This is a genomic window from Streptomyces sp. NPDC026659 (genome assembly GCF_040638245.1).
GTDB lineage: Bacteria > Actinomycetota > Actinomycetes > Streptomycetales > Streptomycetaceae > Streptomyces.
The window spans coordinates 297,579-322,754 of the sequence record NZ_JBEZXY010000002.1 but is presented as its reverse complement, the minus strand read 5'-3'; the positions used below and the strand labels follow the sequence as shown (position 1 = coordinate 322,754).

Annotated in this window: 27 protein-coding genes; 17 read left to right on the top strand and 10 right to left on the bottom strand. The window is 71.7% G+C overall.

The features are described 5' to 3' along the window. Positions 1 to 67: 67 nt before the first annotated feature. Positions 68 to 2,206 (bottom strand): prolyl oligopeptidase family serine peptidase, encoded by a 2,139-nt coding sequence (locus AB0E91_RS06065; RefSeq protein WP_361775886.1) that lies wholly within the window; start codon positions 2,204 to 2,206, stop codon positions 68 to 70. A gap of 202 nt (positions 2,207 to 2,408) precedes the next feature. On the opposite strand from AB0E91_RS06065, the gene AB0E91_RS06060 reads away from it, so the two are divergent. The 4 genes from AB0E91_RS06060 to AB0E91_RS06045 all read left to right on the top strand — a co-directional run bounded on the left by AB0E91_RS06060 (position 2,409) and on the right by AB0E91_RS06045 (position 5,598). After that, entirely contained in the window at positions 2,409 to 2,603 is a 195-nt protein-coding gene (locus tag AB0E91_RS06060) for a hypothetical protein (protein ID WP_018544306.1), read from the top strand. Between the two features lie 177 nt (positions 2,604 to 2,780). Further along, positions 2,781 to 3,506 carry a DUF4241 domain-containing protein gene (locus tag AB0E91_RS06055; protein WP_361775883.1) on the top strand — a complete coding sequence of 242 codons (726 nt, stop codon included), beginning with the start codon at positions 2,781 to 2,783 and terminating at the stop codon, positions 3,504 to 3,506. 341 nt (positions 3,507 to 3,847) lie between these two features. Continuing rightward, positions 3,848 to 4,696: a hypothetical protein gene (locus AB0E91_RS06050; RefSeq protein ID WP_361775880.1), complete on the top strand. Its 849-nt coding sequence runs from the start codon at positions 3,848 to 3,850 to the stop codon at positions 4,694 to 4,696. A 61-nt stretch (positions 4,697 to 4,757) separates the two neighbouring features. Continuing rightward, positions 4,758 to 5,598, top strand: a protein-coding gene (locus AB0E91_RS06045) for an IS5 family transposase (RefSeq protein WP_361775877.1) whose coding sequence is annotated in 2 segments (ribosomal slippage) — positions 4,758 to 5,159 and positions 5,161 to 5,598 — 840 coding nt in all. Because the reading frame shifts where the segments join, the coding sequence is not laid out codon by codon here. A 15-nt stretch (positions 5,599 to 5,613) separates the two neighbouring features. Here AB0E91_RS06045 and AB0E91_RS06040 read toward each other — a convergent pair. The 4 genes from AB0E91_RS06040 to AB0E91_RS06025 are packed head-to-tail and all read right to left on the bottom strand — an operon-like array spanning position 5,614 to position 7,481. Continuing rightward, entirely contained in the window at positions 5,614 to 6,102 is a 489-nt protein-coding gene (locus AB0E91_RS06040; RefSeq protein WP_361775874.1) for a hypothetical protein, read from the bottom strand. 53 nt (positions 6,103 to 6,155) lie between these two features. Then, entirely contained in the window at positions 6,156 to 6,350 is a 195-nt protein-coding gene (locus tag AB0E91_RS06035) for a DUF397 domain-containing protein (RefSeq protein WP_361775871.1), read from the bottom strand. 52 nt (positions 6,351 to 6,402) lie between these two features. Continuing rightward, positions 6,403 to 6,609: a DUF397 domain-containing protein gene (locus AB0E91_RS06030; RefSeq protein WP_199585064.1), complete on the bottom strand. Its 207-nt coding sequence runs from the start codon at positions 6,607 to 6,609 to the stop codon at positions 6,403 to 6,405. Next, complete coding sequence (locus AB0E91_RS06025) at positions 6,606 to 7,481, bottom strand: helix-turn-helix transcriptional regulator (RefSeq protein ID WP_361775867.1); 876 nt, start codon at positions 7,479 to 7,481, stop codon at positions 6,606 to 6,608. The genes AB0E91_RS06030 and AB0E91_RS06025 overlap by 4 nt, the downstream gene beginning before the upstream one ends. Before the next feature lie 140 nt (positions 7,482 to 7,621). On the opposite strand from AB0E91_RS06025, the gene AB0E91_RS06020 reads away from it, so the two are divergent. From AB0E91_RS06020 to AB0E91_RS05980, 9 genes are all read left to right on the top strand, one after another. Next, positions 7,622 to 8,098, top strand: coding sequence for an ATP-binding protein (locus AB0E91_RS06020; protein ID WP_361775864.1), 477 nt, complete (start codon positions 7,622 to 7,624; stop codon positions 8,096 to 8,098). A gap of 213 nt (positions 8,099 to 8,311) precedes the next feature. After that, positions 8,312 to 9,457: a helix-turn-helix domain-containing protein gene (locus tag AB0E91_RS06015; protein ID WP_361775861.1), complete on the top strand. Its 1,146-nt coding sequence runs from the start codon at positions 8,312 to 8,314 to the stop codon at positions 9,455 to 9,457. A gap of 34 nt (positions 9,458 to 9,491) precedes the next feature. Next, a complete protein-coding gene (mshB, locus tag AB0E91_RS06010) occupies positions 9,492 to 10,346 on the top strand; it encodes an N-acetyl-1-D-myo-inositol-2-amino-2-deoxy-alpha-D-glucopyranoside deacetylase (RefSeq protein WP_361775858.1) in 855 nt (284 codons plus the stop codon). Beyond that, entirely contained in the window at positions 10,343 to 10,759 is a 417-nt protein-coding gene (locus AB0E91_RS06005) for a DUF6113 family protein (RefSeq protein ID WP_361775855.1), read from the top strand. The genes mshB and AB0E91_RS06005 overlap by 4 nt, the downstream gene beginning before the upstream one ends. Before the next feature lie 152 nt (positions 10,760 to 10,911). Then, positions 10,912 to 13,233 (top strand): hypothetical protein, encoded by a 2,322-nt coding sequence (locus AB0E91_RS06000; RefSeq protein ID WP_361775852.1) that lies wholly within the window; start codon positions 10,912 to 10,914, stop codon positions 13,231 to 13,233. Between the two features lie 233 nt (positions 13,234 to 13,466). Next, entirely contained in the window at positions 13,467 to 14,405 is a 939-nt protein-coding gene (locus AB0E91_RS05995) for an ABC transporter ATP-binding protein (RefSeq protein ID WP_361775849.1), read from the top strand. Then, complete coding sequence (locus AB0E91_RS05990) at positions 14,402 to 15,145, top strand: ABC transporter permease (protein ID WP_361775846.1); 744 nt, start codon at positions 14,402 to 14,404, stop codon at positions 15,143 to 15,145. The genes AB0E91_RS05995 and AB0E91_RS05990 overlap by 4 nt, the downstream gene beginning before the upstream one ends. A gap of 5 nt (positions 15,146 to 15,150) precedes the next feature. Next, positions 15,151 to 16,335, top strand: a complete 1,185-nt coding sequence (locus AB0E91_RS05985) for a sensor histidine kinase (protein ID WP_361777310.1) — start codon at positions 15,151 to 15,153, stop codon at positions 16,333 to 16,335. Then, entirely contained in the window at positions 16,332 to 16,946 is a 615-nt protein-coding gene (locus AB0E91_RS05980) for a response regulator transcription factor (protein ID WP_361775843.1), read from the top strand. Before AB0E91_RS05985 ends, AB0E91_RS05980 begins: the two co-directional genes overlap by 4 nt. 37 nt (positions 16,947 to 16,983) lie before the next feature. On the opposite strand, the gene AB0E91_RS05975 is transcribed toward AB0E91_RS05980, so the two are convergent. Then, the gene (locus AB0E91_RS05975) at positions 16,984 to 17,874 is read right to left on the bottom strand and encodes a transglutaminase-like domain-containing protein (RefSeq protein ID WP_361775840.1); all 891 of its coding nucleotides are present in this window, start codon (positions 17,872 to 17,874) and stop codon (positions 16,984 to 16,986) included. 8 nt (positions 17,875 to 17,882) lie between these two features. Then, positions 17,883 to 18,899, bottom strand: coding sequence for a GNAT family N-acetyltransferase (locus AB0E91_RS05970; RefSeq protein WP_361777307.1), 1,017 nt, complete (start codon positions 18,897 to 18,899; stop codon positions 17,883 to 17,885). Positions 18,900 to 19,039: 140 nt separating this feature from the next. Between AB0E91_RS05970 and fdxA the strand changes: the two genes are divergently transcribed. Then, positions 19,040 to 19,360, top strand: coding sequence for a ferredoxin (fdxA, locus tag AB0E91_RS05965; protein ID WP_161182322.1), 321 nt, complete (start codon positions 19,040 to 19,042; stop codon positions 19,358 to 19,360). Between the two features lie 128 nt (positions 19,361 to 19,488). Beyond that, positions 19,489 to 20,586, top strand: coding sequence for a succinyldiaminopimelate transaminase (gene dapC / locus AB0E91_RS05960; protein WP_361775837.1), 1,098 nt, complete (start codon positions 19,489 to 19,491; stop codon positions 20,584 to 20,586). Positions 20,587 to 20,712: 126 nt separating this feature from the next. Here dapC and AB0E91_RS05955 read toward each other — a convergent pair whose 3' ends face one another. Continuing rightward, a complete protein-coding gene (locus tag AB0E91_RS05955) occupies positions 20,713 to 21,015 on the bottom strand; it encodes a hypothetical protein (RefSeq protein WP_361775834.1) in 303 nt (100 codons plus the stop codon). A gap of 89 nt (positions 21,016 to 21,104) precedes the next feature. Then, positions 21,105 to 22,100: a heavy metal transporter gene (locus AB0E91_RS05950; protein ID WP_361775831.1), complete on the bottom strand. Its 996-nt coding sequence runs from the start codon at positions 22,098 to 22,100 to the stop codon at positions 21,105 to 21,107. A 73-nt stretch (positions 22,101 to 22,173) separates the two neighbouring features. On the opposite strand from AB0E91_RS05950, the gene dapE reads away from it, so the two are divergent. Together dapE and AB0E91_RS05940 are read left to right on the top strand one after the other, a co-directional pair. After that, a complete protein-coding gene (gene dapE, locus AB0E91_RS05945; protein ID WP_361775828.1) occupies positions 22,174 to 23,253 on the top strand; it encodes a succinyl-diaminopimelate desuccinylase in 1,080 nt (359 codons plus the stop codon). Positions 23,254 to 23,381: 128 nt separating this feature from the next. Continuing rightward, positions 23,382 to 24,140, top strand: a complete 759-nt coding sequence (locus AB0E91_RS05940) for a TIGR00730 family Rossman fold protein (RefSeq protein ID WP_361775825.1) — start codon at positions 23,382 to 23,384, stop codon at positions 24,138 to 24,140. A gap of 45 nt (positions 24,141 to 24,185) precedes the next feature. On the opposite strand, the gene folP is transcribed toward AB0E91_RS05940, so the two are convergent. After that, the gene (gene folP, locus AB0E91_RS05935) at positions 24,186 to 25,046 is read right to left on the bottom strand and encodes a dihydropteroate synthase (RefSeq protein ID WP_361775822.1); all 861 of its coding nucleotides are present in this window, start codon (positions 25,044 to 25,046) and stop codon (positions 24,186 to 24,188) included. Between the last annotated feature and the right edge of the window lie 130 nt (positions 25,047 to 25,176).

Here is a 25,176-nt window from a genome sequence, read left to right as displayed (position 1 = left end):
TTCTTCAGTCTGGCGCGTTCGTATATCGGTGCCACTTCCGTGGAGTTGCTGGAGTGTTAAACCCCGTTCACCCGGACTGAGTGGATGACTGACCGGGCGTCAGGGCCCGCTTGAGGAAGTCGACCTGGAGCAGCAGCAGGTTCTCCGCGACCTGTTCCTGCGGGGTCATGTGGGTGACGCCGGACAGCGGCAGCACCTCGTGCGGGCGGCCCGCGGCCAGCAGGGCCGAGGACAGGCGCAGGGTGTGTGCGGCCACCACATTGTCGTCGGCCAGACCATGGATGATCATCAGCGGGCGGTGCGGCTCGGCGGGGTCGGACAGGCCGTCGTCGGTGACGAGGGAGTTGCGGGCGTAGACATCCGGGTCCTCGTTCGGGTCGCCGAGGTACCGCTCGGTGTAGTGGGTGTCGTACAGCCGCCAGTCGGTCACCGGGGCGCCCGCGATGCCCGCGTGGAACACGTCCGGGCGGCGCAGCACGGCGAGTCCGGAGAGGTAACCGCCGTACGACCAGCCCCGGATGGCGACCCGGTCGAGATCGAGCGGGTAGCGCTTGGCGAGGTCGTGCAGGGCCTCGATCTGGTCGTCGAGGGTGAGCGTGAAGTCGTGGTGGATCGCCTTCTCCCACGCGGGCGAGCGGCCCGGGGTGCCCCGGCCGTCCGCGACGATCACCGCGAAGCCCTGGTCGGCGAACCACTGCGAGGTCAGATGGGCGTTGTGGGCGGACACCACGCGCTGGGCGTGCGGGCCGCCGTAGGGGTCCAGGAGGACGGGGAGCGGCGCGTCACCGGGGTAGTCCGTAGGCATAAGCACGGCGCACGGAATTCGCTGTGCGCCCCCCTCGGTGAGGGTCACGCGGGGGGACATACCGGGATCTTCGGCGTACGACGTGACAGTGGCCGCCGCTTTTCCGTCACGCAGGACCTGGGCACGGGCGCCGGGGCTGTCGAGCGTGGCGGAGATCAGCACGGTCGTGTCGCCACCGCGAACGGCGGTGTGGACACCGGGGTGTTGGGACACCCGCTCCACGCCGAGTTCGTTCACCCGGTACACATGGATCTCGCCGATTTCCGGGTCCTCGGCGGCCTCACCCGCGGAGGCCGAGACGAGCACCTCGCCGTCCGTCACGTCGAGCACCGAACGGATGTGCAACTGCGGTCCGGTCAGGGGACGTTCGCCCACGACCAGGACCCGCGCGCCGCCCTCGTCCGCGATCCGGACGAGCTGTCCCGAGGGGGTCCAGCAGGGCACGGAACCGAAAAGATCAAGCCAAACTGGATCATCGTCGGCGTGCACGGTGCGGGTGGTCCCGGTGTCCGGGTCCACCGCCAGGACAAGCTGGGAGCGCTGGTCCCGCGACTGCACCAGCAGGAGGGGCGCACCCGCCGCTGACCAGTGCACTCGCGCCAGATAGGGGTACCGCTCGCGGTCCCAGCCGACCTCCGTGCGCTCGCCGCCGAGCCCGATCACGAAGAGCCGCACCTCCGCGTTCGCCGTGCCCGCCGCCGGGTAACCGACGTGGTGTGGCTCACGCTCCGGGTGGGCCGGGTCGGCGATCCACCAGCGCCGCACCGGCGTGTCGTCCGCGCGCGCGACCAGCAGCCGGTCGGACTCCGGGGACCACCAGAAGCCGCGCAGCCGGTCCATCTCCTCGGCCGCGACGAACTCGGCGAGTCCGTAGGTGACATGCTCGGACTCGGGGGTGGCGAGGGCGCGGTCCGCCGCGCCCTCCGTGCCGACCACGCGGAGCTGCCCCTCGGCGACGTACGCGATGTGCCGGCCGTCGGGGGAGGGGCGGGGGTCGATCACCGGCCCGGGAACCGGGAGTTCACGTGCCGTGCCGGCCCGCAGCTCGGCCACGAAAAGCCGCCCCGACAAGGCGAAAGACGCCAACTCCACGGCCGCGTCGGTGGCGTAGCCGACGATGCCCGCGCCGCCCTCACGGCTGCGCTCGCGCCGGGCCCGCTCCTCGGCCGACAACTCCTCGTCACCACCCGCGAGCAGGGCGCCCGGGTCGGCGGCGAGGCGCTCCGTGCCGTCCGAAGTGTCCATCACCCACAGGGAATTGGTCCGGTCGGTACCGGACTCGGAGCGGAGGAACACGACACGTGAACCGTCCGGCGCCACGGTGAACGCGCGCGGCGCGCCGAGCGTGAACCGCTGGGTACGGGCGTGCCGTCGGGGAAAGGACTCAGCCTCGGTTGTCATACCCCGACCATATTGGCCATGCGCCCCCTTGTGCGGCCGTGCGCCGAGCGATGCGCGAGTACGGAAAGTTATGATCACTGTCGCAGCGTGGGTATGAACCAGGCGGCGTCCGCGTGGACTTGCTCCACCGGTGCAGAACCGAACGACAACCCCCATAGTCCGAACCCCCCGCGTCCCCGGGATTCTTTGGAGGTGAACCGCCGTGGCACTCTCGATTTCGGCGGTGGTGCTGCTGGCGATCATCGTCTTCCTCCTGATCAAAAAGTCAGGTCTGAAGGGCGGTCACGCGGCGATCTGTATGCTCCTCGGCTTCTACCTCGCCTCCTCGACGATCGCCCCGACGATCAGCGAGCTGACGACGAATGTGGCGAGCATGATCGGGAGCATCAAGTTCTGACGGGGCCTTGCGGGGCTTGTCGGGGCTTCCATCGCGGAGTGCGTGGAACCAGCTCGTTCCGCCGTCCTCCACCTTCATTGTGTTCCGTCCGCGTCGGCCGGCCGGCGATGTCGGTGGGTCCACATACCGTTCTTGTGGACTGCCCGGCCGGGTGGTGGCGGAGCGGAGGGGTGGGGCGTGGAGTGGATCGGGGATGTCCGGCTGGCGGCCGGGTCGGAGGCCGCCTGGTATCTGGAGACGGTGTTCACGCCCGGGGAGCAGTTGGGGACGGTGTACGACGACCCGACGACGCCCGTCATGGTGACGGGGATCGAAGAGGTGTGCACCATGCGCGTCCCCAGCGGCCGTCTCGTCGTGGACGCGCCGTGGCATGACGACGAAGCCCGGAACTACGAGCGAGGGCTGCCGACGAGTCCCCCGCGGGAGCTGGCGGTGCGGATTCCGCCGGGGACCTACCCGGTGGAGATCGCGTGGACGGCGGGGCCGTACGAGTTCTTCGGGGAGCGGTTCGACGGCGTCGCGTGCGCCGCGACCCGCTTGCGTGTCAGTGACGAACCCGTGGCCGGTTGGGAGATGGGCCTGGGCGTCGACGACGACATCGACCGGCTTCAGCCGGGTGAGAAGCCTCGCTTTGGCTCTGACGCCAATGTGGGGTGCTTCGCCGATGCCGGCGCGTGGACGGCTCTGAGTACGCCGTTCCGGACGTATGTGGACGGCATGCAGGTGCCGTACGCCTTCGAAGAGCTGCCCGGCTGGTGCGAGCGGGTGAGCGACGAGTCGCGACAAGCCGATCTGGTCACGTTCACGGCGGAGTCGGGCGGCGTCGTGTGGCTGGGCCGCACCGATACCGGCGACGTGGCCGTGATCGTCGTGACCAGCGGCATGTCCGGCTCCAAGGCGTGACGCCACGTCGCCGCTCGGACCGGCTAGGACCTGTCTCCTCGATCACGGGCGGAGTCGTGTAGGGAGGCAGGCCCTACTGGCCTGCCGATTCGACGGTGGCTTCGTACGCTACCGCGCTGGTGAGTGGTGATTCTGTCCGAACGGATGGCGAATTCGCCCGATCCTATTCACCTGCCCAGGTGACATATCGGCTCACATGCGATGCGGCAGTCGGATTCCATATAAAGATGATCAAGCGGGGCGGAATGTGCTCGTCCCGTCGGCGAGCCGGACGAATCCCCGACCCGTCTCACGAAGGGCGGGCCTCGCTCGTTCGAGTGCTCGCTGTACCGACTTCCACCGTGAACACCATGGTGTTGAGGAGCAAGATTTCTGTGAACAGGTTCTCGTCGGCACGCATCGCCGCGGTGGCGGTGCTCACCCTCGTAGCAGTTCCCGCCGTGGGTGTCGGTAGCACCGCGGAGGCCGCTCCTACGGCCCGCGCGGCAGCCGCGGGGGAGCCGCGCTGCACCGAGGGCGAGTCATGGAAGGGCGGCGGGTGGGGCCAGTACGCCGATGTGTGGGCGTGTATGAAGACCGACGGGCGGATGCTCGACATCACCGCACACGCGGCCTGCTACTACGCGTTGGGCACGTACGAACAATGCTCCGCCACCGGCCGGTGGACGCTCCGCAAGGACGGGAAGGACGTCGCATCGAGCATCTCCGGAGCCGAGGTGGTTTACCCCGGTCCGGGAACCTATGAGTTGGACATGTACATCGAGGCGAGAGGGCGCTCTGCCAGCAGCTCGTCGGACAATCTTCAAGTCTCCGGGCACCATGTTCGCACCGTCACCTTCGACACGCCTCTCATCGACGGCCCGCTCCTGGACGGCGCCGCCAGTCCGTCCGTCTACGATCCGTCGGCCCTGACGGTCACCAACAAGGGCAATCAGCCCGCGAAGGCCGTGGTCATCAAGCTTGAGGGCTCCGATATCACCAAGGTGACCAACGACAAGCGTTGCAAGCCGAATGACTGGGGCGACCTGGAGTGCGCACTGGGTGACGTGGCGCCGAAATCCTCGGTATCGGTGCCGCTGGAGCGGGATGCCCTCGACGATATCTGCATGAGTGATCGTGGTTTCACCTTCTGGACGTACAAGGCTGAGAACTTCCCCGAATCGGCGGGTAAGTCCCTCTGTCGCGACTGAGGCCACGAGCGTCCGTCGCGACGGACAACCACGCCGGCTCGCACCTCGCGTAGTTCTGGTCATGCTCAGCTGGGGGGGGCTCACGGACGGCGAGTGGGCGGTGCTCGAACCGCTGCTGCCCAGGAGTAATAGACGGTGCGGCCGGTGGCGGGATCACCGGCAGGTGATCAACGGGGTCATCCACCGGCTCAGCACCGGCTGCCAGTGGCGGAGACTGTCCGATCGTTTCGGTCCGTGGCAGACCATCCACAAACGCCAAGCCCTGTGGTCGGCCGACGGCACCTGGAAGCGACTTCTCCAGCACGTCCAAGCCGTCGCCGACGGAGCAGGTGACATCGACTGGAACATCAACGTCGACTCCACCTCGATCCGCGCCCACCAGCACGCCGCAGGCGCCCCGGCCAATCCGCCACCCGCACTGCCGGGCGCCTCAAAGGGAGGCCCGCAAAGGTCGGTTCACATGCGCCTGCTCCTGTTCCTGGCGGACGCTCTCCCCGGTCGTCGCTGCCGGCCAACGGGCGGGCTGTACGCAGTTCGAACCCGTCATGGACAAGATCCGCGTTCCTCGGCTCGGCGCGGGGCGGCCGCGGCGACTGCCCGACAGCGTCGGCGCCGACAAGGCGTACAGCAACAGCCTGATCCGCTCCTACCTGCGGCGACGCGGTATTCGGCACTCGATCCCGGAGAAGAGCGACTCCAGAACCGCCTGCCGGCGCAGAGGTTCTGACGGTGGCCGACCGCCCAGCTTCGACCAAGCCCGCCACAAGGTGAGGAACACCGCCGAGCGAGCGATCAACAAGATCAAGCAGTTCCGCGCCGTCGCCACCCGTGATGACAAGCGCCGATACGTCTACCTCGGCACCGTGACGACCGCCGCCCTCTTTGTCTGGCTCCGCTCGTGATCGACGAGACACCCTCTAGCAGGTCACCTCGACGGACAGCGAGGAGCCGCCGCTCTTTCCCTCCTGCGTCGATGACTTCACGGAGGCCGTGAGGCCCGACGAGGAGCAGAGGCCGGCCGTCTTCTGGTCCACGTGGGCGACGAACCTCAGGTAGCCGTTCCCGCCCGGGGCGTATGAGCCGATGTCGATGCCCTCCTTCGCGATGCTGTCCACGCTGAGGGACTTCCACTTGCCGTCGGTCGTACTCGCGGCGAACTGTGTCGTGCCGAGCATGTACACGGCCCCCGCCGGGAGCTTCAGTCGCACGACGACGTGGTCCTGCTGGACGTCCCCGTCGTTCAAGTACTTGATTTTGTAGACGACTTGCCCCGGACCTGTCGGCTGGGCCGCACCTTCCGGTGTTCCCGCGGACTTGTTCGTGCCCTTGGCGTCGGCCGCCTTGTCGTCGCCGGGGAAGTACGCCGGGACGAGTGCGATGAGGGCGGCGAGGACCGCCGCTGTCACGGCTCCTACGAACGCCCACTTCGCATTGTGTCTCGCCTCTTCGGACACAGCCATCAGCAGGCGCGCACGTCGGTGACGAAGGCCGCCCAGGTCCGGCGCGTGAGGGCGAGTTGGGGGCCGGTGGTGTGCTTGGAGTCGCGGACGTGGATCGTGCTGGGGGTCATGGCGATTTCCACGCAGGAGTTGCCGTCGGTGCCACCGCTGTAGCTGCTCTTGGACCACTTCAGGTCGGTGGTGTTCTCGCTCATGGGGTTCCCCGTTCTGTCGGCCCCGGCGTGCCCGTGCCGGGGCCGATCGGCGTCAGTGGCGCACAGTCGAGACGAAGGCCGTCCACGTCGCCTGGGTGAGGGCGAGCTGCGGGCCGGTCTGGTGCTTGGAGTCGCGGACGTGGATCGTGCCGGGGGTGACGGCGATCTCCACGCAGGAGTTGCCGTCGTTGCCGCTGCTGTAGCTGCTCTTGAACCACGTCAGCTCGGAGGCGCGCCCGTCAGCGGTCTTGCGGATCATTTCTCTCCCAGCAGTTGCTCGATGAAGGCCAGCGACTCCCCTGGTGAGAGTGCCTGAGCCCGGATCGTGCCATACCGCAGATCAAGGATGCGTAGCTGTTTGGGATCCGAGGTCGGCCTGCCGCTGAAAGTGCCGTCGGACCGGCCCACCGCTGAACCGTCCGCGAACTTCAGCATTTCGATCCGGCCGTCCAGCCCCGAGTGGGTGGTGCAGTTGTTCGGCATCACCTGAAGGACCACATTGTGCAACCCTCCTACCTCCAGCACGCGTTCGAGCTGTCGGCGCCACACCATTGTGCCTCCGATGGGACGCTTCAGAGCCGCCTCTTCGAGGACGAAGCTGAGTGCCGGTGCGGGCGAACGCTCGAAGACCGCTTGCCGGGCCACGCGGGCGGCCACCATGCGCTCCACGTCGTCCGGTGAATACGGGGGCTGAGCCGCCTGGAACAGTGCTCGTGCGTGATCCTCCGTCTGCAACAGCCCGTTGATGCTGTTGCACTCGTACACCCCGATCTCCACCGCCTGCGACTCCAGCTTCCCCAGCTCCCGCACCTTCCGGGGGTAGCGGACCTTCTTCACGTCCTCCCAGGCCGCCGAGATCAGCCCGTTCGCCTTCAACAGCTCGTCCGCCCTGTCCAGATACTCCCGGCGGGGAATCCGCTTGCCGCTCTCGATCTTGTAGACGAGGTCCTCGCCGTACCCGATCGCCGCCCCGAACTCGGCCGCCCGCAACCCGGCTGCCTCTCGTCGTAGCTTCAACTGCCGCCCCACTGTGGCGATGACGGCCGCGCCCCACTCGTCGTCGGGCTCGACCTCCCAGCCGGATTCGTCGTCCTCCACCGTGATCCGTACCGCCTCGCCGTCCACCGACATGCGCAACTCCTCCGGTGCGTCGTACCGCCCCCGCACCGGCTGCCGACAGGATGGACACCCCCGGACCAACTGCCGACAGTGACCGTACGCGACGGTGCGTTCACTCTTCACGGTAGGGCGACGCGGCAATCCTGGGTGATGTGAATGCGGAAAACACCGGGGCCACGGCCCAACTCAACCATCGTGCGGGTGACTTCAGCCTGCTGTTCTCGTCCACGCCGCGAGGTGCCCGGCTCGCCCGGCTGCTCGCCGCCGATCAACTGCGGAGCTGGGGGCTGCCGAGCGGGACCGCGAGCCAGATCGTGGCGGAGCTGGCGGCCAACGCCGCGACCCACGGCCGGCTGCCCGGCCGCAGCTTCCGGATGACGCTCGCCCTCGTCGGCGACACCCTCCGCATCGAGGTCACCGATACGCGCGGTGACCGTCGCCCGGAGTGCCAAGAGCCGGACCCGTACGCCGAGTCGGGGCGCGGCCTGCTCATCGTCGCCGCCCTGGCCGACTGCTGGGGCGTCTCCGAGGACTGTTTCCCGCGCAAGATCGTGTGGGCCGAACTGAAGCTCCCGGCACCGGAGCACGGGCCCCCGGGTTCCGGTGACCGCGGTGGTCAACAGACCTGAAAAGACGCTGGTGGAAAGGCACCCCACCCAACCCCACCAGTACCCCGCGGGTCTCTCTCACTCGGGCGGGTGAACATCACCGATTCCGCTGGCAATTGCCACCCCCGACGGCCCTACGCTCAGCGCAAACAACCGCAGACATACGTCGGCCCCCGCCGGGAGTGGCTTCCCAGTGCGAGGGCCTGACCACCAAGGAAGTTAAGGCCCTTCCCGATGGATACGCAGAACCCTAGCGCGCCCTCGCGCGCCCGGTCCCGCATTGTGGGCAACACGCACCCGAACCGGGTGTACCGCCGCGGCGGCGGCCTTCTGCACGACAACTCCCGCCACACCGTCCGCTTCACGGTGATCGGCAATCACCTCACCCAGCACGCGGACCTCTCCCTGCTGGCGATCGGCCTCGGCTGCCACATCCAGTCGCTGCCCAAGGGTGCCCGCGTCGACATCAAGAGCCTGGCCGCCCGCTTCCCCGAGGGAGCCGTCCGCATCGCCGCAGGGCTGCGCGAGCTGGAGAAACACGGGTACCTGCGCCGCGAACGCGAGCGCGTCCCCGGCGGCCGCATCATCACCCGTACGGTGTCCTGCAACCAGCCCGCGACCCGTCACCCCCACCGGGCGAACGGCTCCGGCTGCGGGGGCGACGACCAGGACCCCCGCGACAGATCCAGCTACGAAGACGAGGGCCGGACCGCCCGCCCCGATCACCAGAGCGCCCCACCCTCCGAATCCTCCGAACCCTCCGAGGTCTCGGCCGACGTCGCGCCGGGTGGGTCCACGTCGCCTGACTGCGCGCCGAGTGGGGCCACCTCGTCCGACTGCGCGCAGGGCGGGGTCCCCTCGCTCGACTGCGCGTCGAGCGGGGCCACGTCGCCCGACTGCACGCCGAGCGGCCCCCGTACCCGCCGCAAGGCCCTCCCCGCCGTCCCCGTCCCCTCCTGCACCGCGCCCGCGCTGTTCGAGACCGCTGCCCGCCTCCTCGCGGACCTGCGCCGAAGCGACGTACGCCTGCTCCTCTCCACCACCGACACCGCACACCTGACCCCCGGCGTAGCAGCCTGGCTGGAGCGCGACGTCACCCCCACGGCTGTACGCCACGCCCTCACCACCGGCCTCCCGGACGGCCCCCTGCACCGCCCCGCCGCCCTCCTGGCCCACCGCCTGACCGCCCTGCTCCCACCCCCGCCCCCGTTCCGCCCGGCCGCCGCCCCGCCACCCGTACGACACCCCCTCCAGACCTGCGACGGCTGCGAACGCGTCTTCCGGGCTGCGGACCCAGGGCTGTGCCGGGACTGCCGGGAGTGGACTCCGGAAGGAGTCCGGGGCGATGCGGGCACTGCCGTGCCCGAGCCCGCCTCCTGAACCCGCCGCCCGCCCGGCCTCGTACGCTGGACCCATGACGGATCTCCCCGCCCGGCGGCTGCTCCTGGTGCACGCGCACCCGGACGACGAGTCGATCAACAATGGCGCGACCATGGCGAAGTACGCGGCCGAGGGTGTCGGCGTGACGCTGGTCACCTGCACGCTCGGGGAGCGGGGGGAGGTCATTCCGCCGGAGCTGGGGCACCTGAGCGGGGAGGTGCTGGGGGAGTACCGGCGCGGGGAGCTGGCGGCCGCCATGGGGGAGCTGGGGGTCACCGACGTGCGGCTGCTCGGGTACGGCGACTCCGGGATGATGGGGCTGCCCGACAACGACGAGGCCGGGGTCTTCTGGCAGGCCGACCTCGACGAGGCGGCCGAGGCGCTGGCGGCCGTGATCCTGGAGGTACGGCCGCAGGTCGTCGTCACGTACGACGACAACGGGGGGTACGGACACCCCGACCACATTCAGGCCCACCGCGTCACCATGCGCGCCGTCGAGCTGGCCGCCGAGTGCGGGCACGAGGTCGCCAAGGTGTACTGGAACCGGATCCCGAGGTCCGTCGCCGAGGAGGGCTTCGCCCGGCTCGCCGAGGAGCTGCCGGACCTGCCCTTCCCCAAGAGCGCCGTCATCGAGGACCTGCCCGGTGTCGTCGAGGACGCGCGGATCACGACCGCCGTCGACGGCACCGCGTACGCCGCCGCCAAGGCCGCCGCCATGCGCGCCCACGCCACCCAGATCACCGTGGCCGGGCCGTACTTCGCGCTCTCCAACGACCTGGCCCAGCCGCTGTTCACCACCGAGTACTACGAGTTGGTGCGCGGCGCGGGCGAGGCCGGGGAGAGCGACCTGTTCGCCGGGATCGAGGACGGGATCGAGGTGGCGTCGTGAGCGGGGACGGACGTGGATCGATGCTCGCGCAGCCGCTGCGGCCGCCCTCCGCCGGGCGGGCGTTCGGGCTGTTCGGGCTGTTCATGCTCGGCGCGGTCGTCGGGCTCGCCGGATCGCTGATCCAGGACGCCTGGTTCCCCGGCGGGCTGCTGCTCGCCCTCGCGGGAGCGGCCGGGACGTTCCTCGGCGGGGCGTACGCGATCGGCGCCCGCTCCGGTGCCGTAGCACCGGTCATCGGCTGGGTCGTCGCCGTCATCCTGCTCACCGCCAGCCGCCCCGAGGGCGACTTCCTCTTCGGCGCGGGCGGCGCCTCCTACTTCTTCCTGCTCGGCGGGATGGCCATCGCTGTGATCTGCGCCACCCTCGCCCCGGGACGGCAACCCCCCGCCCGCTCCGGCCGACTTGGCAACTGACGTACCACTTCGTGCGACAACCGTGCGGGTCCGGTGCGGGTTTCCCCGACGGTCGTGGGATACGCGCCAGAAGTGGCCAGTATGGTGGTGCGCGCCGCCGAGAAGCCCGCTGAGGTCATGACGGGCGGCGGAGCCAACCGGGAGAACCTGCCTTGAGTCGTGAAACTGACACTCCGTCCTCCGGGAGCAACGGGCGCGGCGGAGCCGCATATCCCTCCGGGACACCGCCGTACGGGACCTCCGCCGCGTCCGACGGCGGCCTCGACGCGGACCGTTCGGGCACGCGGCCCGAGGAGCGCAAGACGGAGACCACGCTGACCACCCGCATCCGGATCAACATCCCCGGATCGCGGCCCATTCCGCCGGTCGTCGTACGCAAGACCGTCGGGGACGGCGAGGGCGCCGGGGACGAACCGGCCGTCGAGGCACGGCCCGAGGCCGCCGCCGCGCCGGACACCGCCACCCCCGAACCCGCTCCCGAGCCCGCCGCCCCGCCGGCCGAGGAGAAGACGAGCGACTGGTTCGCACCCCGCAAGTCCGGCCCCAAGGGCGCCGGTACGGGCGGTACGAACGGTGCCGGGATGCCTGGCGGTGCCGCCGCCGGTGCTGCTCCCGCTGCTGCTCCCGGGGCCGGTGGTGCCACCGGTTCCGCGCCCGCGCTTCCGTCCGGCGGACAGGCCGCGCTGCCGACCCGTCCGGCCGGCGCTGCCTCCGGTACGCCCCCGCTGCCGACCCGTCAGAGTGGCGCCACGCCTCCGCTGCCGACCCGTCCGAGCGCCGGTGCCGGCCGGCCCGGCGGTACGAACGGTGCCGGGCTGCCCGGTGCCACCGGCGGTCCGGTCGCGCCCGGGCACGGTGGCGGCACCGGTTCCTTCGACGTGACCGAGGCGCTGTCCTCCGGTCCGCTCGGCGGCGGCTCGCGCCCCGGCGGTTCCGGTGGCCCCGGCGGTCCCGGCGGTCCGAGCGCCTCCGGTGGTCCGGGCACCTCCGGTGGTCCCGGCGGCCCTGGCGGCGAACCCACCCGTGACGACCTCCCGTACTTCTCCGACGGGCCCGCCCGAGGCGGCGCCACCGGCGGTGCGAGCGGGCGCGGCCCCGGTGGCACCGGCGGCTTCAACGGTTCCGGCGGTCCGGGCGCGCCCGGCCCGAGGGGCCCCGCGGGCCCGACCGGCGGCCCGGTCACCGGTGACGCGCCGCTCGGCGGCCGCCCCGGGCGTCCCGGCGCCCCCGGCAGCCGCGACATGGGGCCCGGCGAGCCCTTCGACGGACCGCCCGCCTTCCGCGCCCCCGGCGCCTCCGGCGGCGGCCCGTTCGCGCCCGCCGGTGCCCTCGCCGAGGACACCGCGGTCCTGACCCCGCAGCCCCAGGCGGCCCTCGGCCACCGGCCGCCGGGTGTCTCCGGACCCAACGTCAGCACGGGCGCCACGGCCACCGTGGGCACCCCGTTCGCGCCCGGTGCCCGTCCCGACGGCCCGGCCATGCCCAAGCCGCCCGCCCCGGCCCCGCAGGCCAAGGGCAAGCCGAAGAAGAAGGGCCGCAGCAAGCTCGTCCTGGTCGCCGCGGCCGTGGTCGTCGTCGCGGGCGGTGCCTACGGCGCCGGGCTGCTGATGAACCGCAGCGACGTGCCCGGCGGCACCACCGTGCTCGGCGTCGACATCGGCGGGGGCACCCGCGACGAGGCCGTCAAGAAGCTTGATGACGCCTTCGCCGGCCGTGTCGCCAAGCCGATCCGGCTGGAGGTGGGCGGAAAGACCGTCACCCTCACCCCCGACAAGGCCGGGCTCCAGTTCGACTACCAGGCGACCGTGAGCAACGCCGCCAAGAGCGACTACAACCCGCTCTCCGTAATCGGCTCGCTCTTCGGCCAGAAGCGCGTCGTCGACCCGGTCATGCCGGTGGACGAGGAGAAGCTCCAGGCCGCGCTGGAGAACACCGGTGGCGGCTCCGGCTCGGTCGTCGAGGGCGGCATCACGTTCCAGGCGGGCAAGGCCGTGCCGGTGTACGGCAAGGCGGGCCGGGCCATCGACGCGGCCCGCTCCACCGACGCCGTCCAGCGGGCGTACCGCACGCTGGTCGAGACCGGCGAGGCGATCCCGGTGACCGTCCCGACCACCGAGAAGCAGCCGACGGTCTCCAACGCCGAGGTCGACCGGGAGATGAAGGAGTTCGCCCAGCCCGCGATGTCGGGCCGGGTGACCGTCCGCACCGACGCCGCCCACCAGGTCGCCTTCAGCCCGCAGAACTCCCTGTGGAAGTTCCTCCAGGTCAAGGCGGTCTCCGGCGGCAAGCTGGTCGACGCGCCCAACCAGGAGGCCCTGAAGGAGCTGTACGGCAAGACCTTCGACGGTGTCCTGATCACCCGGGCCACCGGCCAGAAGACGCCCGTCACGGTCCAGGACGTCTACGGCGCCCTGCGCCAGGCCCTGCTGAGCACCAGCAACCGGACCGGGGTCATCGAGACGAACCCGAACTAGCGGTCCAGGGCTGACGAGGGGGCCGTCCGGCACAGCGCCGGGCGGCCCCTTCGCCGTATCCACGGGTGTTGGTCCCACATGTGGCGCTCCCACATATGCGGCGCCCCCATGTGCCGCTCCCACACGTGCCGCTCCCACACGTACCGTCACGCCATCCGCATGACAGATGTCATCCCGCACCGTGGACCGCCGACACTGCCCCGCCCCCACCCCCTCCGGCCACCATGGTCGGCATGACGACGACAGCGGCACCCCCGGCCACCACCGCACCCGCACCGGTGGCCGGGTTCGACCAGGTGACCAAGACCTATGGCAGCGTGCGGGCCGTCGACGGCCTCTCGCTCACGCTGCACCCCGGCGAGACCGTCGCCCTGCTCGGCCCGAACGGCGCGGGCAAGTCCACCACCCTCGACCTGCTCCTCGGGCTGAAGAACCCCGACAGCGGCACGGTCCGCCTGTTCGGCACCACCCCGCGCGAGGCGATCACCACCGGACGGGTCGGCGCCATGCTGCAGAGCGGCGGCCTGATGGAGGACGTGACGGTCGCCGAACTGGTCCGCCTGGCCTGCTCGCTGCACCCGAAGCCGCACAAGGCCGCCGACGTGCTCGCCCGCGCGGGCATCACGCAGATCGCCGACCGCAAGGTCAACAAGCTCTCCGGCGGCCAGGTCCAGCGCGTCCGCTTCGCCCTCGCCACCGCCGGGGACAGCGACCTGATCGTCCTGGACGAGCCCACCACCGGCATGGACGTCACCGCCCGCCAGGCCTTCTGGGCCACCATGCGCGAGCAGGCCGACCAGGGCCGTACCGTCCTCTTCGCCACGCACTACCTCGAAGAGGCCGACGCCATCGCGGACCGCGTGCTCGTGCTGCACCGGGGCCGGCTGCTCGCCGACGGCACCGCCGCCGAGATCAAGGCCCGCGCGGGCGCCCGCCGCATCGCCTTCGACCTGGAGGGCGAGATCGACGAGACCGCGCTCGCCGGACTGCCGTTCCTCAGCTCGTTCGACGTGTCCGGGCAGACCGTGCGCATCCAGTCCACCGACGCCGACGCCACCGTGCACGCTCTGTACGGCCTCGGTGTCTACCCCCGCAATCTCGAAGTGGCCGGACTCGGCCTGGAGCAGGCGTTCGTCGCGCTCACCGCCGCCGAGGAGGCCAAGCAGTCATGAAGGCACTGATCAAGCTCGAACTCACCCGCGCCCTGCGCAACCGCAAGTTCCTGTTCTTCTCCGTGCTCTACCCCTCGATCATCTTCCTGATCTTCTCCAGCAGCGGCGGCCCGAACGCGAAGGTCGACGGCAGCGGCGGCCTCACCATGGCCACCTACCTGATGGTCTCCATGGCCTCCTTCGGGGCCCTGACCGCCGTCCTCATGGGCAACAGCGAGCGCATCGCCAAGGAGCGCGAGAGCGGCTGGGTACGGCAGCTGCGGCTGACCTCGCTGCCCGGCCACGGCTACGTCCTCGGCAAGACCGCGAGCGCGGCCGTGGTGAGCCTGCCGTCCATCGTCATGGTGTTCGTGGTCGCCGCCGTCGTGAAGGACGTACGCCTCGACGCCTGGCAGTGGCTCGCCCTCACCGGGGTCATCTGGGCGGGCAGCCTGGTCTTCGCCGCGCTCGGCGTCGCCATCGGCTACCTCGCCTCCGGGGACGCCGTACGCCCCATCACCATGATCGTGTACTTCGCGCTGTCGCTGCTCGGCGGTCTGTGGATGCCCTCGACCGGCTTCCCGAAGTTCCTCCAGAACATCGCCGAGTGGCTGCCGACGTACGCGTACGCTGCCGTGGGACGCGCGATCGAACAGAGCCAGGCCCCGCAGGCGCGGGACGTCGTCGTCCTCGCCGTCTACTTCGTCCTCTTCGCGGGCGGGGCGGCCTGGCTGTACCGGAAGGACACGCTGAAGGCGTGAGCGGCATGACGGAAGACCGGCAGATGTCCGACCCACTCGACACCCCCATGGGCCGGCCGCCGCGCACCCGGCGCGAGCTGTGGGTGAAGGTGCTGTGGATCGGCGTCTGGCTGGTCTTCCTCAGCTCGCCCGTCGACGACCTGGTGAACGGCGCGCATGGAACGGCGGCCACTTGGGCCGGAGCACTCGGCCTGACCGCGTTCGTCGGGGCCTATCTCGGCCTGGTCCTCCGCAACATGGGCAGGCCGTACTCCGGGCGCTTCGTGATCGTGCTGCTCCTGGTCCTCGGCGCCCTCGCCTCCCTTCTCGCCTACACCCTCGGCGACGCCTGGCTCGGCCTGTTCGTCTACGTGTCGGTGGCCTGCGGGGCGACCCTGCCACCCCGGGCCACCTACTGGGCGATCCCGGCGTCGGGGGCCCTGATGTACCTGGTCGGACTGCACGCCGGCGAGGCGGTGGCCCGCGATCTGCTGCTCCTGGTGGTGCTCATCGGGTTCGCGATGGTCGGCGTCGGACAGCTCGTACGCACCACCGTCGAGCTGCGCAAGGCGCGGGCCACCGTCGCCCAGCTCGCCGCCAACGAGGAACGGCTGCGCCTCGCCCGCGACCTGCACGACCTGCTCGGCCACTCCCTCTCGCTGATCACCCTGAAGAGCGAGCTGGCCGGGCGGATGCTGCCCGGCCAGCCCGAGAAGGCCGCGCAGCAGGTCGCCGACATCGAGCGGGTCAGCCGCCAGGCGCTGGTGGACGTGCGCGAGGCCGTCACCGGGTACCGGCGCCCCCGGCTCGCCGACGAACTCGCGGGCGTCCAGGTCGCGCTCACCGCCGCCGGGGTCGCCGCCGAGACCCCCGCCGAACCCGACCTCACCGGTGTCCCCGAGGAGGCCGAGGCCGTGCTCGCCTGGACGCTGCGCGAGGCCGTCACCAACGTGGTCCGGCACAGCGGTGCCGACCGGTGTTCCATCGAGCTGCTGCGCCGCCAGACCCTGGACGGACCGGTCCTCGAACTCACCGTCCAGGACAACGGCTCGGGCGGCTCCGCCACGCTTCCCGGCAACGGACTCACCGGGCTCACCGAGCGCCTGGAGAAGGTCGGCGGCACCCTGGAGGCGGCCCGGGCCGGGCGCGGTTTCCGGCTGGTCGCCCGCGTTCCCGCGGCCGCCGCGGCGGACGTAGTATCCGGGTCATGACGCGAACGATCAAGGTCCTCCTCGCCGAGGACCAGTCGATGGTCCGCGAGGCGCTCGCCGCCCTGCTCGGCCTGGAGGACGACATCGAGGTCGTGGCCCAAGTGGCACGCGGCGACCAGGTGCTGGCGGCCGTCGCCGAGCATGGAGTCGACGTGGCCCTGCTCGACATCGAGATGCCCGGCTGCACCGGCATCGAGGCGGCGGCCCAGGTGCACCGCGCGCACCCCGGCGTGAAGCTCGTCGTCCTCACCACCTTCGGGCGCCCCGGCTATCTGCGCAGCGCCATGGAGGCGGGCGCCGACGCCTTCCTCGTCAAGGACGCCCCCGCCGCCCAACTCGCCGCCGCCGTAAGGAAGGTGCTCGACGGGGAGCGGGTCATCGACCCCACGCTCGCCGCCGCCGCGCTGGCCGAGGGCGCCAATCCGCTCACCGACCGCGAGCGCGAGGTGCTGCGGGCGGCCGCCGACGGCTCCACCAACGCCGAGCTGGCCCAGGCCCTCCACCTCTCCCAGGGGACCGTGCGCAACTACCTGTCCACCGCGATCCAGAAGCTGGCGGTGCGCAACCGGGCGGAGGCGGTGCGGATCGCGCGGGAGAAGGGGTGGCTGTAGGCCGGGCCGCCGGTTGAGCGCCGTCGGCTGAGCGCCGTCAGTTGAGCAGCGCCCGCGCCGCCCGCGCCTGGGCCCGCGCCCGCTCCTCCGCCACCGGATCGACCACCGCGACCAGCTCCGCGTACGCCTCCAGCTCCGCCGCGCCCTCCGTGAACGCGCCCCGCTGCACGAGCAGCCGCGCCCGGTCGTAGCGCAGCCGGGCCGGGTGCGCGGGCAGCAGCAGCCCCAACTCCACGGCCAGCAGGGCGATGTCGGAGCGCTCGGGGCGGGCGGCGGCCCACGCCCGTACGTTGTTCAGAATCCGCTGGACCACCTCGACGGGCGTCGCGGGCACCAGCAGCGCCGGGTCCAGCGGCGCCCCCGTCGCCCCCACCACCAGCAGCTCGGCGTCCGCCCGGGTCAGCACCCGGCCCCCGTCGAACGGGTCCGCGAGGACCATCTCGCCGCCCGAGGGCCCGAACCCCACCACGAAGTGCCCCGGCAGCGACACGCCGTACACCGGCGCGCCCGCCCGCCGGGCCACCTCCAGCCACACCACCGACAGCAGGATCGGCAGCCCGCGCCGCCGCCGCAGCACCTCGTGCAGCAGGGAGGACTCCAGCCGCTCGTAGTCCCCGGCCGTGCCCCGGAACCCGCACTCCTCGCCGAGCAGCCGGGCCAGCGCCGTCGCCCAGGCGAGCGGGCCGCCCGGCCGGTACGGCACCCGTCCGGCCAGCTCGTCCAGCGCCAGCTGCGCCGCGTCGAGCCCGGCCTCGTCCAGCGAGCCGTCCGCCTCCGCGCCGATCAGCAGGCACAGCGCGGAGAGGTCAGGGCGGGACGAGCGGGCCTCCTCCGCGAACCTCCGCCGCAGCTCCGCCGACCGTTCGGCGGGCGGCGGGTACGGGGGCGGGAGGTACGGGGGACGCTTCGCCGGTTCCTGGCCGTCCACGGTGCCTCCTACGGCCGCCCGGCGCCGGAGCCGTCCGGTGCCCGGTAGTGGTGGTAGGCGTGGTGCGGGGCGAAGCCCAGGCGGTCGTACAGCGTCCGCGCGCCCGTGTTGGACTCCTCCACCTGGAGCCACGCCGCCGAGGCGCCCTCGTCCAGGGCGCGCCGGGCCAGCGCGGCCATCACCTCGGTGGCCAGCCCCTGCCGCCGCCGGGCGGGATCGACCTCGACGGCCGCGAAACCGGCCCAGCGCCCGTCCACGACACACCGCCCGATCGCCGCGGGCGCCTCACCCGCCGCGCCGGGCACCGTGGCGAACCACACCGACGGTCCTCCGCCGAGCACCCGCAGGGCCACGTCGCTCACTCCCTTGCGCTGGTACCGCGCGAGCCACGCCTCGTCCGCCTCGCGGGAGAGGACCACACCGGTGCCCTCCGCCCGGTCCGCGACCGGCGCCAGACCCCCGGTCCACAGCTCCGCCGTGACCTCCCGGCTCCAGCCGCGCTCCGCCAGCTCCGCGCACAGCGGCTCCGGCACACCGTCGGGGCCGCTCGCGGTCTGGACGTAGGCGGGCAGGCCGCGCTCGTCGTACCAGCGTCTTACGGCGAGCAGGGCCGCGTCGAGCGGAAGCCCCGGATCGCCCAGCGGCAGCACACTGTTCGCCCGCCGGGTGAAGCCCCCGGCGGCCCTCAGTTCCCACCGCCCCAGCCACTCGCTCTCCACCGGCCGCCACGCCCGCGCGGCGACCTGGGCCAGCTCCGCGTACCCGGCCGCCGGACCGCGCCGACGTGCGGGAACGGCCGGAACGACCTTGCCCGCGACGAGCACGGACTCCTCGATCCGTACCGTTCGGCCGTCCCGTTGTGTGATCATGAGCACGCCGTTGTCCCATGATGTGAGAACACCCACCGTGTCGGTGAACTTCTCACCCGCCTTCCCGGTCTGCGTCAACCGTCGTACCGAGACCCGTTTGCCCACGTCAGCAGGGGCAATTCGGACCTCGAGGCGTCCTGGCGCCGATATTTCCACTGGTCGGTCCACCCCTCCTGTTCGGATCACGTCCCGGAACGGAGATACTAGGGGCGGGCATCGACGACGCCGCGCTCCCGCGCGCCAGGCGGCGGAGCCTGAGAAGGCCCGCCAGCGCCCTATCGAGGAGGAACGACAGCGTGACCTACGTCATCGCGCAGCCTTGTGTCGACGTCAAGGACAAGGCGTGCATCGAGGAGTGTCCGGTCGACTGCATCTACGAGGGCCAGCGGTCCTTGTACATCCACCCGGACGAATGCGTCGACTGTGGTGCCTGTGAGCCGGTGTGCCCGGTCGAGGCGATCTTCTACGAGGACGACACCCCGGACGAGTGGAAGGACTACTACAAGGCCAACGTCGAGTTCTTCGACGAGCTCGGCTCCCCCGGTGGTGCCAGCAAGCTGGGCCTGATCGAGCGCGACCACCCCTTCATCGCCGCGTTGCCGCCGCAGGGCGAGTGACGCCGGGGCCGCCACCGCGCGGCCCGCACGAAGACAGCACCGCCTCGGTCCCGTACGGCCCGGTCTCCCCGACCACCGCCGTACGGGACCGAGGCGTTCGCCGTTACCCACGAAAGCGAGCAAGCCCCGTGTCCGCAGTCTCCGACCGGCTCCCCACCTTCCCCTGGGACAAGCTGGAGCCGTACAAGAAGACCGCCGCCGCGCACCCCGGCGGCATCGTCGACCTCTCGGTCGGCACCCCGGTCGATTCGGTCCCCGCGCAGGTCCAGCAGGCCCTGACCGACGCGGCCGACTCGCCCGGCTACCCGACGGTCTGGGGCACGCCCGCGCTGCGCGACGCGATCACCGGCTGGCTGGAGCGCCGCCTCGGCGCCCGCGACGTCACCCACCGCCACGTCCTGCCGGTGGTCGGCTCCAAGGAACTCGTCGCCTGGCTCCCCACCCAGCTCGGCCTCGGCCCCGGCGACCGCGTGGCATATCCCCGTCTGGCCTACCCCACCTACGAGGTCGGCGCCCGGCTCGCCCGCGCCGAGTACGAGGTCTACGACGACCCGCGCGACCTCGACCCGGAGGGCCTCAAGCTCCTCTGGCTGAACTCCCCGTCCAACCCGACGGGCGCGGTCCTCTCCCAGGAGGACCTCAAGGGGATCGTGTCCTGGGCCCGCGAACACGGCGTCCTGCTCGTCTCCGACGAGTGCTACCTGGAGCTGGGCTGGGAGGCCGACCCCGTCTCGGTCCTGCACCCGGACGTCAACGGCGGCTCCTACGACGGCATCGTGGCCGTCCACTCCCTCTCCAAGCGCTCCAACCTGGCCGGCTACCGCGCCGCCTTCCTGGCGGGCGACCCGGCCGTCCTGATGCCGCTCCTGGAGATCCGCAAGCACGGCGGCATGATGATCCCGGCGCCGACGCAGGCGGCGATGGCGGCGGCGCTCGCGGACGACGAGCACGTGCGCTTGCAGCGGGCTCGCTACGAGTCCCGGCGTACGCGTCTGCGTGAGGCGCTGCTCGCGCACGGGTTCCGTATCGACCACAGTGAGGCGAGCCTGTACCTCTGGTCGACGCGGGGGGAGTCCTGCTGGGACACGGTGGCGCATCTGGCCGACCTGGGGATTCTGGTCGCGCCCGGCGACTTCTACGGCGAGGCGGGGGCGGAGCACGTGCGGGTGGCTCTGACGGCGACGGACGAGCGGATCGACGAGGCGATCCTCCGGCTCAAGGCGTAACCAAGCCGGGCCCGGCTGCCGCTGCTCCTGTGCCCACCCGTTCCGCCCTGCGGAACGACTGCCCACAGGAGCAGCGGCAGCCGGGGCGGTGTCGCACAGGAGTAGCGGCAGCTGGTCCGGTGCCGGTCAGCCGAGGGGGAGGCCGCTCTTGGAGACGTTGCCCAGGAGGCCGCCGGTCGTGCCCGTGGCCTTGCTGGCGGCAGGCGCGGCGTTCTTGACCGCGCTCGCCGCCGGCACGGCCTCCTGCACGACCTTGTTCCCGGCGAGGTGGGACACCCCGTCCAGGGCGCTGAGCCCACCCAGCGCAGGCGTCGCGGACGGGTGCTGGGCCGCCGCCCCGGCCGTCCCGGCAACCCCCACCCCCGCGACGACTCCGGCGGCGGTGATCAACGCGGCGCGGGCAATCCGACGGGCCACAGGCAGAGACATGGTCGCTCCAATCAACGGCAGTGAACTGTGCCGTGACTACCGCGCGAACCCGCCGAAGGTTGCGGACACCCAAGGTAAAAAGACAATAACTACGGCCCGGTGACGATCCGCACGCTCGTCGGGGAGGACTCCGACCCCGCCGTGCCCGCGCCCGGCGCCGGATGCCAGTTGCCCCCGCCGTTGGACGCGGTCCACTCCTGCCCCGCGTACGTCACCCGGGAGATCCGCAGCGCGGAGGAGTTGGCCACCGCCCACTGCGCGAGCTGCCACCCCCGCTCCCGCTCGTCGCGCCCGCTGGCGTCCGTCGTGTTGCCCTGCGGCACCGGAACCGTCACGGTCCGCCCGCGCGCGGTCGCGGTCACGCTCGGGGACGGCGAGGGCGAGGGAACGGTCGTACCGCCCACCTCCGCGCCGGTCTCCTGGAGCGCGTCGCGCCCGAAGTCCCGTACCAGCGCGGTCCGTACGGCGTCCGGGCCCGCCTCCGCGCCGGTCGCCCGCATGGAGCGGCCGTCGCAGGTCAGGGTGGCCGCCGAGTAGCCGGTGAGCGCGGTGGCAAGCAGCGTGGCGTCCGACTCGTGCTTGGCGTACGCCTCCGGGAAGCCGCTGCGCTGCACCTTCTGCGCCGCGACGGTGAGCGGGAGTTCGGTGTAGTCCGGCACGCGCGCGAGGTGGGCGTAGAAGATGCCCGACGCGTACGCCGGGTCCATGATCTGGTCCTCGGAGCCCCAGCCCTGCGAGGGCCGTTGCTGGAACAGACCGAGCGAATCCCGGTCGCCGTGCTGGATGTTGCGCAGCCCGGACTCCTGGAGCGCGGTGGCCAGCGCGATGGTCACGGCCCGCAGCGGCATTCCGCGCCCGGTGCCGACGGCGGCGATGGTGGCCGCGTTGCCCGCCTGCTCGGGCGTGAACTCGTACGACGTCCGTTCGTCCGTCGCCGAGACCACCTTGCAGCCACGCGCGGCACCGCCTCCGGTGACGTACTGCACCACGAGGTAGGCGGCGACACCGGACAAAACGAGCAGCGCCGCACAGATGCGCAAGACACGGCCGCGGCGCCTGGGAGGGGTGGGGGACGGCTCTGACACGCGTACAAGGTACTGGAGTGCGCAACCCCGTTCGCACGGGGACGGGGACGGGGGTCGCGTTAGGGTCGGGAGCATGGCCGAAACCTCGCTTGACCTCACGCTGGACGCAGCCGAGCTGACCGCGCGGCTCGTGGACATCCCCTCCGAGAGCGGAACGGAGAAGCCGCTCGCCGACGCGATCGAGGCCGCGCTGCGCGCCCTGCCCCACCTGACGGTGGAGCGGTACGGCAACAACGTGGTCGCCCGGACCGCCCTCGGCCGCGCGGAACGGGTGATCCTCGCCGGGCACATCGACACCGTGCCGATCGCGGACAACGTCCCCTCCCGGCTCGACGAGGACGGCGTGCTGTGGGGCTGCGGCACCTGCGACATGAAGGCCGGTGTCGCGGTCCAGCTGCGCATCGCGGCCACCGTCCCGGAGCCCAACCGCGACCTGACCTTCGTGTTCTACGACAACGAGGAGGTCGCCGCCGAGCTGAACGGGCTGAAGAAGCTGGCGGAGGCTCACCCGGAGTGGCTGGAGGGGGACTTCGCGGTCCTGCTGGAGCCGTCCGACGGCCAGGTCGAGGGCGGCTGCCAGGGCACGCTGCGGGTCCTGCTGAGGACCAAGGGCGAGCGGGCGCACTCCGCGCGCGGCTGGATGGGCTCCAACGCCATCCACGCGGCCGCCCCGATCCTGGCCCGCCTCGCCGCGTACGAGCCCCGGTGGCCGGTGATCGACGGCCTGGAGTACCGCGAGGGCCTGAACGCCGTGCGCATCGGCGGGGGAGTGGCGGGCAACGTCATCCCCGACGAGTGTGTGGTGACGGTCAACTTCCGCTACGCGCCCGACCGTTCGGAGGAGGAGGCGATCGCGCACGTCCGCGAGGTGTTCGCGGACTGCGGCGTCGAGGAGTTCGTGATCGACGACCACAGCGGCGCCGCGCTGCCCGGCCTCTCCCACCCGGCCGCGGCCGCCTTCATCGAGGCGGTGGGCGGTGTCCCGATGCCGAAGTACGGCTGGACGGACGTCTCCCGCTTCGCCGCGCTCGGCATCCCTGCCGTCAACTACGGCCCCGGAAACCCCCACTTGGCGCACAAGCGGGACGAGCGCGTGGAGACGGCGAAGATCCTCGCGGGCGAGGAGCGGCTGCGCGGCTGGCTCACCGCGTAACGCCCAGCGGCTCACGGCGTGACGCCCGCACCACACGGCGCCGTGTTCCGGACATGCTCACGTCCCCCCGCCGTAACGGATGCGGATCTAGGCTGAGGGCGGAATACCGGCAAGTGGAGGGAGCGCACATGGCCACGGGAAACCCCGAGGGGAAGAAGCGCCCGCCGGACGAGCAGCGCCTCGGTCCGGTCCTCAGGCGGCGCGGCCAGGTGCAGACCAGCACCACCGACCAGCGGCTCCTGGACGAGCGCGCCCCCACCGACTGGGTGCACACCGACCCCTGGCGGGTCCTGCGCATCCAGTCGGAGTTCATCGAGGGCTTCGGCACGCTCGCCGAGCTGCCGCCCGCGATCAGTGTCTTCGGCTCGGCGCGCACCCCGGTGGGCTCGCCGGAGTACGACGCGGGTGTGCGGCTCGGACGCGGCCTGGTCGAGGCCGGCTGGGCCGTGATCACCGGAGGCGGCCCGGGAGCCATGGAGGCGGCCAACAAGGGCGCGCTGGAGGCGGGCGGCGTCTCGGTCGGCCTCGGCATCGAGCTGCCCTTCGAGCAGGGGCTGAACCCGTACGTCGACATCGGGCTGAACTTCCGGTACTTCTTCGTCCGGAAAATGATGTTCGTTAAATATGCCCAGGGATTCGTGGTTCTGCCCGGCGGGCTCGGCACCCTGGACGAGCTGTTCGAGGCGCTCACCCTGGTCCAGACCCAGAAGGTGACCCGCTTCCCGATCGTCCTGTTCGGCAGCGAGTACTGGGGCGGCCTGGTCGACTGGCTGCGCGACACCCTGGTCGCCCAGGGCAAGGCGTCGGAGAAGGACCTGATGCTCTTCCACGTCACGGACGACGTGGACGAGGCGGTCGCGCTGGTCTCCAAGGAGGCGGCCCGCTGAACCCCCTCCCGGGGGCGGACTCCGCGATCCGCCCCCGGGCTCGCCTCAGGCCAGGCCCCGCCGCGCGGTCGCGGGCGGGCGGTGCCCCGCGATCGACGCCACCATGTCCAGTACCTGCCGGGTCTCCGCGACCTCGTGCACCCGGTACACCTGCGCGCCCAGCCAGGCCGACACCGCCGTGGTCGCCAGCGTCCCGATCAGCCGCTCCTGGACCGGCCGGTCCAGGGTCTCCCCGACGAAGTCCTTGTTGGACAGCGACACCAGCACCGGCCAGCCCGTCGCCACCATCTCGCCCAGACGGCGCGTGGCCTCCAGGCTGTGCCGGGTGTTCTTGCCGAAGTCGTGCCCCGGGTCGATCAGCACCGACTCGCGCGGCACGCCGAGTTCCACCGCGCGCTCGGCCAGCCCCAGGGTGACGTCCAGGATGTCGGCCATGACGTCGTCGTACGCCACCCGGTGCGGGCGCGTACGCGGCTCGGCGCGGCCCGCGTGCGTGCACACCAGGCCCACGCCGTGACGGGCGGCGACCTCCGCGAGGCCGGGGTCGGCGCCGCCCCACGCGTCATTCAGCAGGTCGGCGCCCGCCTCGCACACGGCCTCGCCGACCTCGGCGCGCCAGGTGTCCACGCTGATCACCACGTCCGGGAACCGGCGCCGCACCTCGGCCACGAAGCCGACCGTGCGCCGCGCCTCCTCCTCGGCGGTGACCTCCTCGCCGGGGCCCGCCTTCACCCCGCCGATGTCGATGATCGCGGCTCCCTCGGCCACCGCGCGCTCCACGCGCGCGAGCGCGGCCTCGTCGGTGAACGTGGCGCCCCGGTCGTAGAAGGAGTCCGGGGTCCGGTTGACGATCGCCATCACCACCGGCTCGTGCGGCCCGAATTCCCGCGTGCCCAGCCTGAGCATCCCCTGTGACCTCTCCTCACCCGCCCACGGCGATACGGTCCGTGGGCCCTGACTGTCAGCGTCGCATGGCACGATCGGACCCAGACACATTGGGCCACCGGCACCGCGCCGGGCACATCGAGCTTGGGGA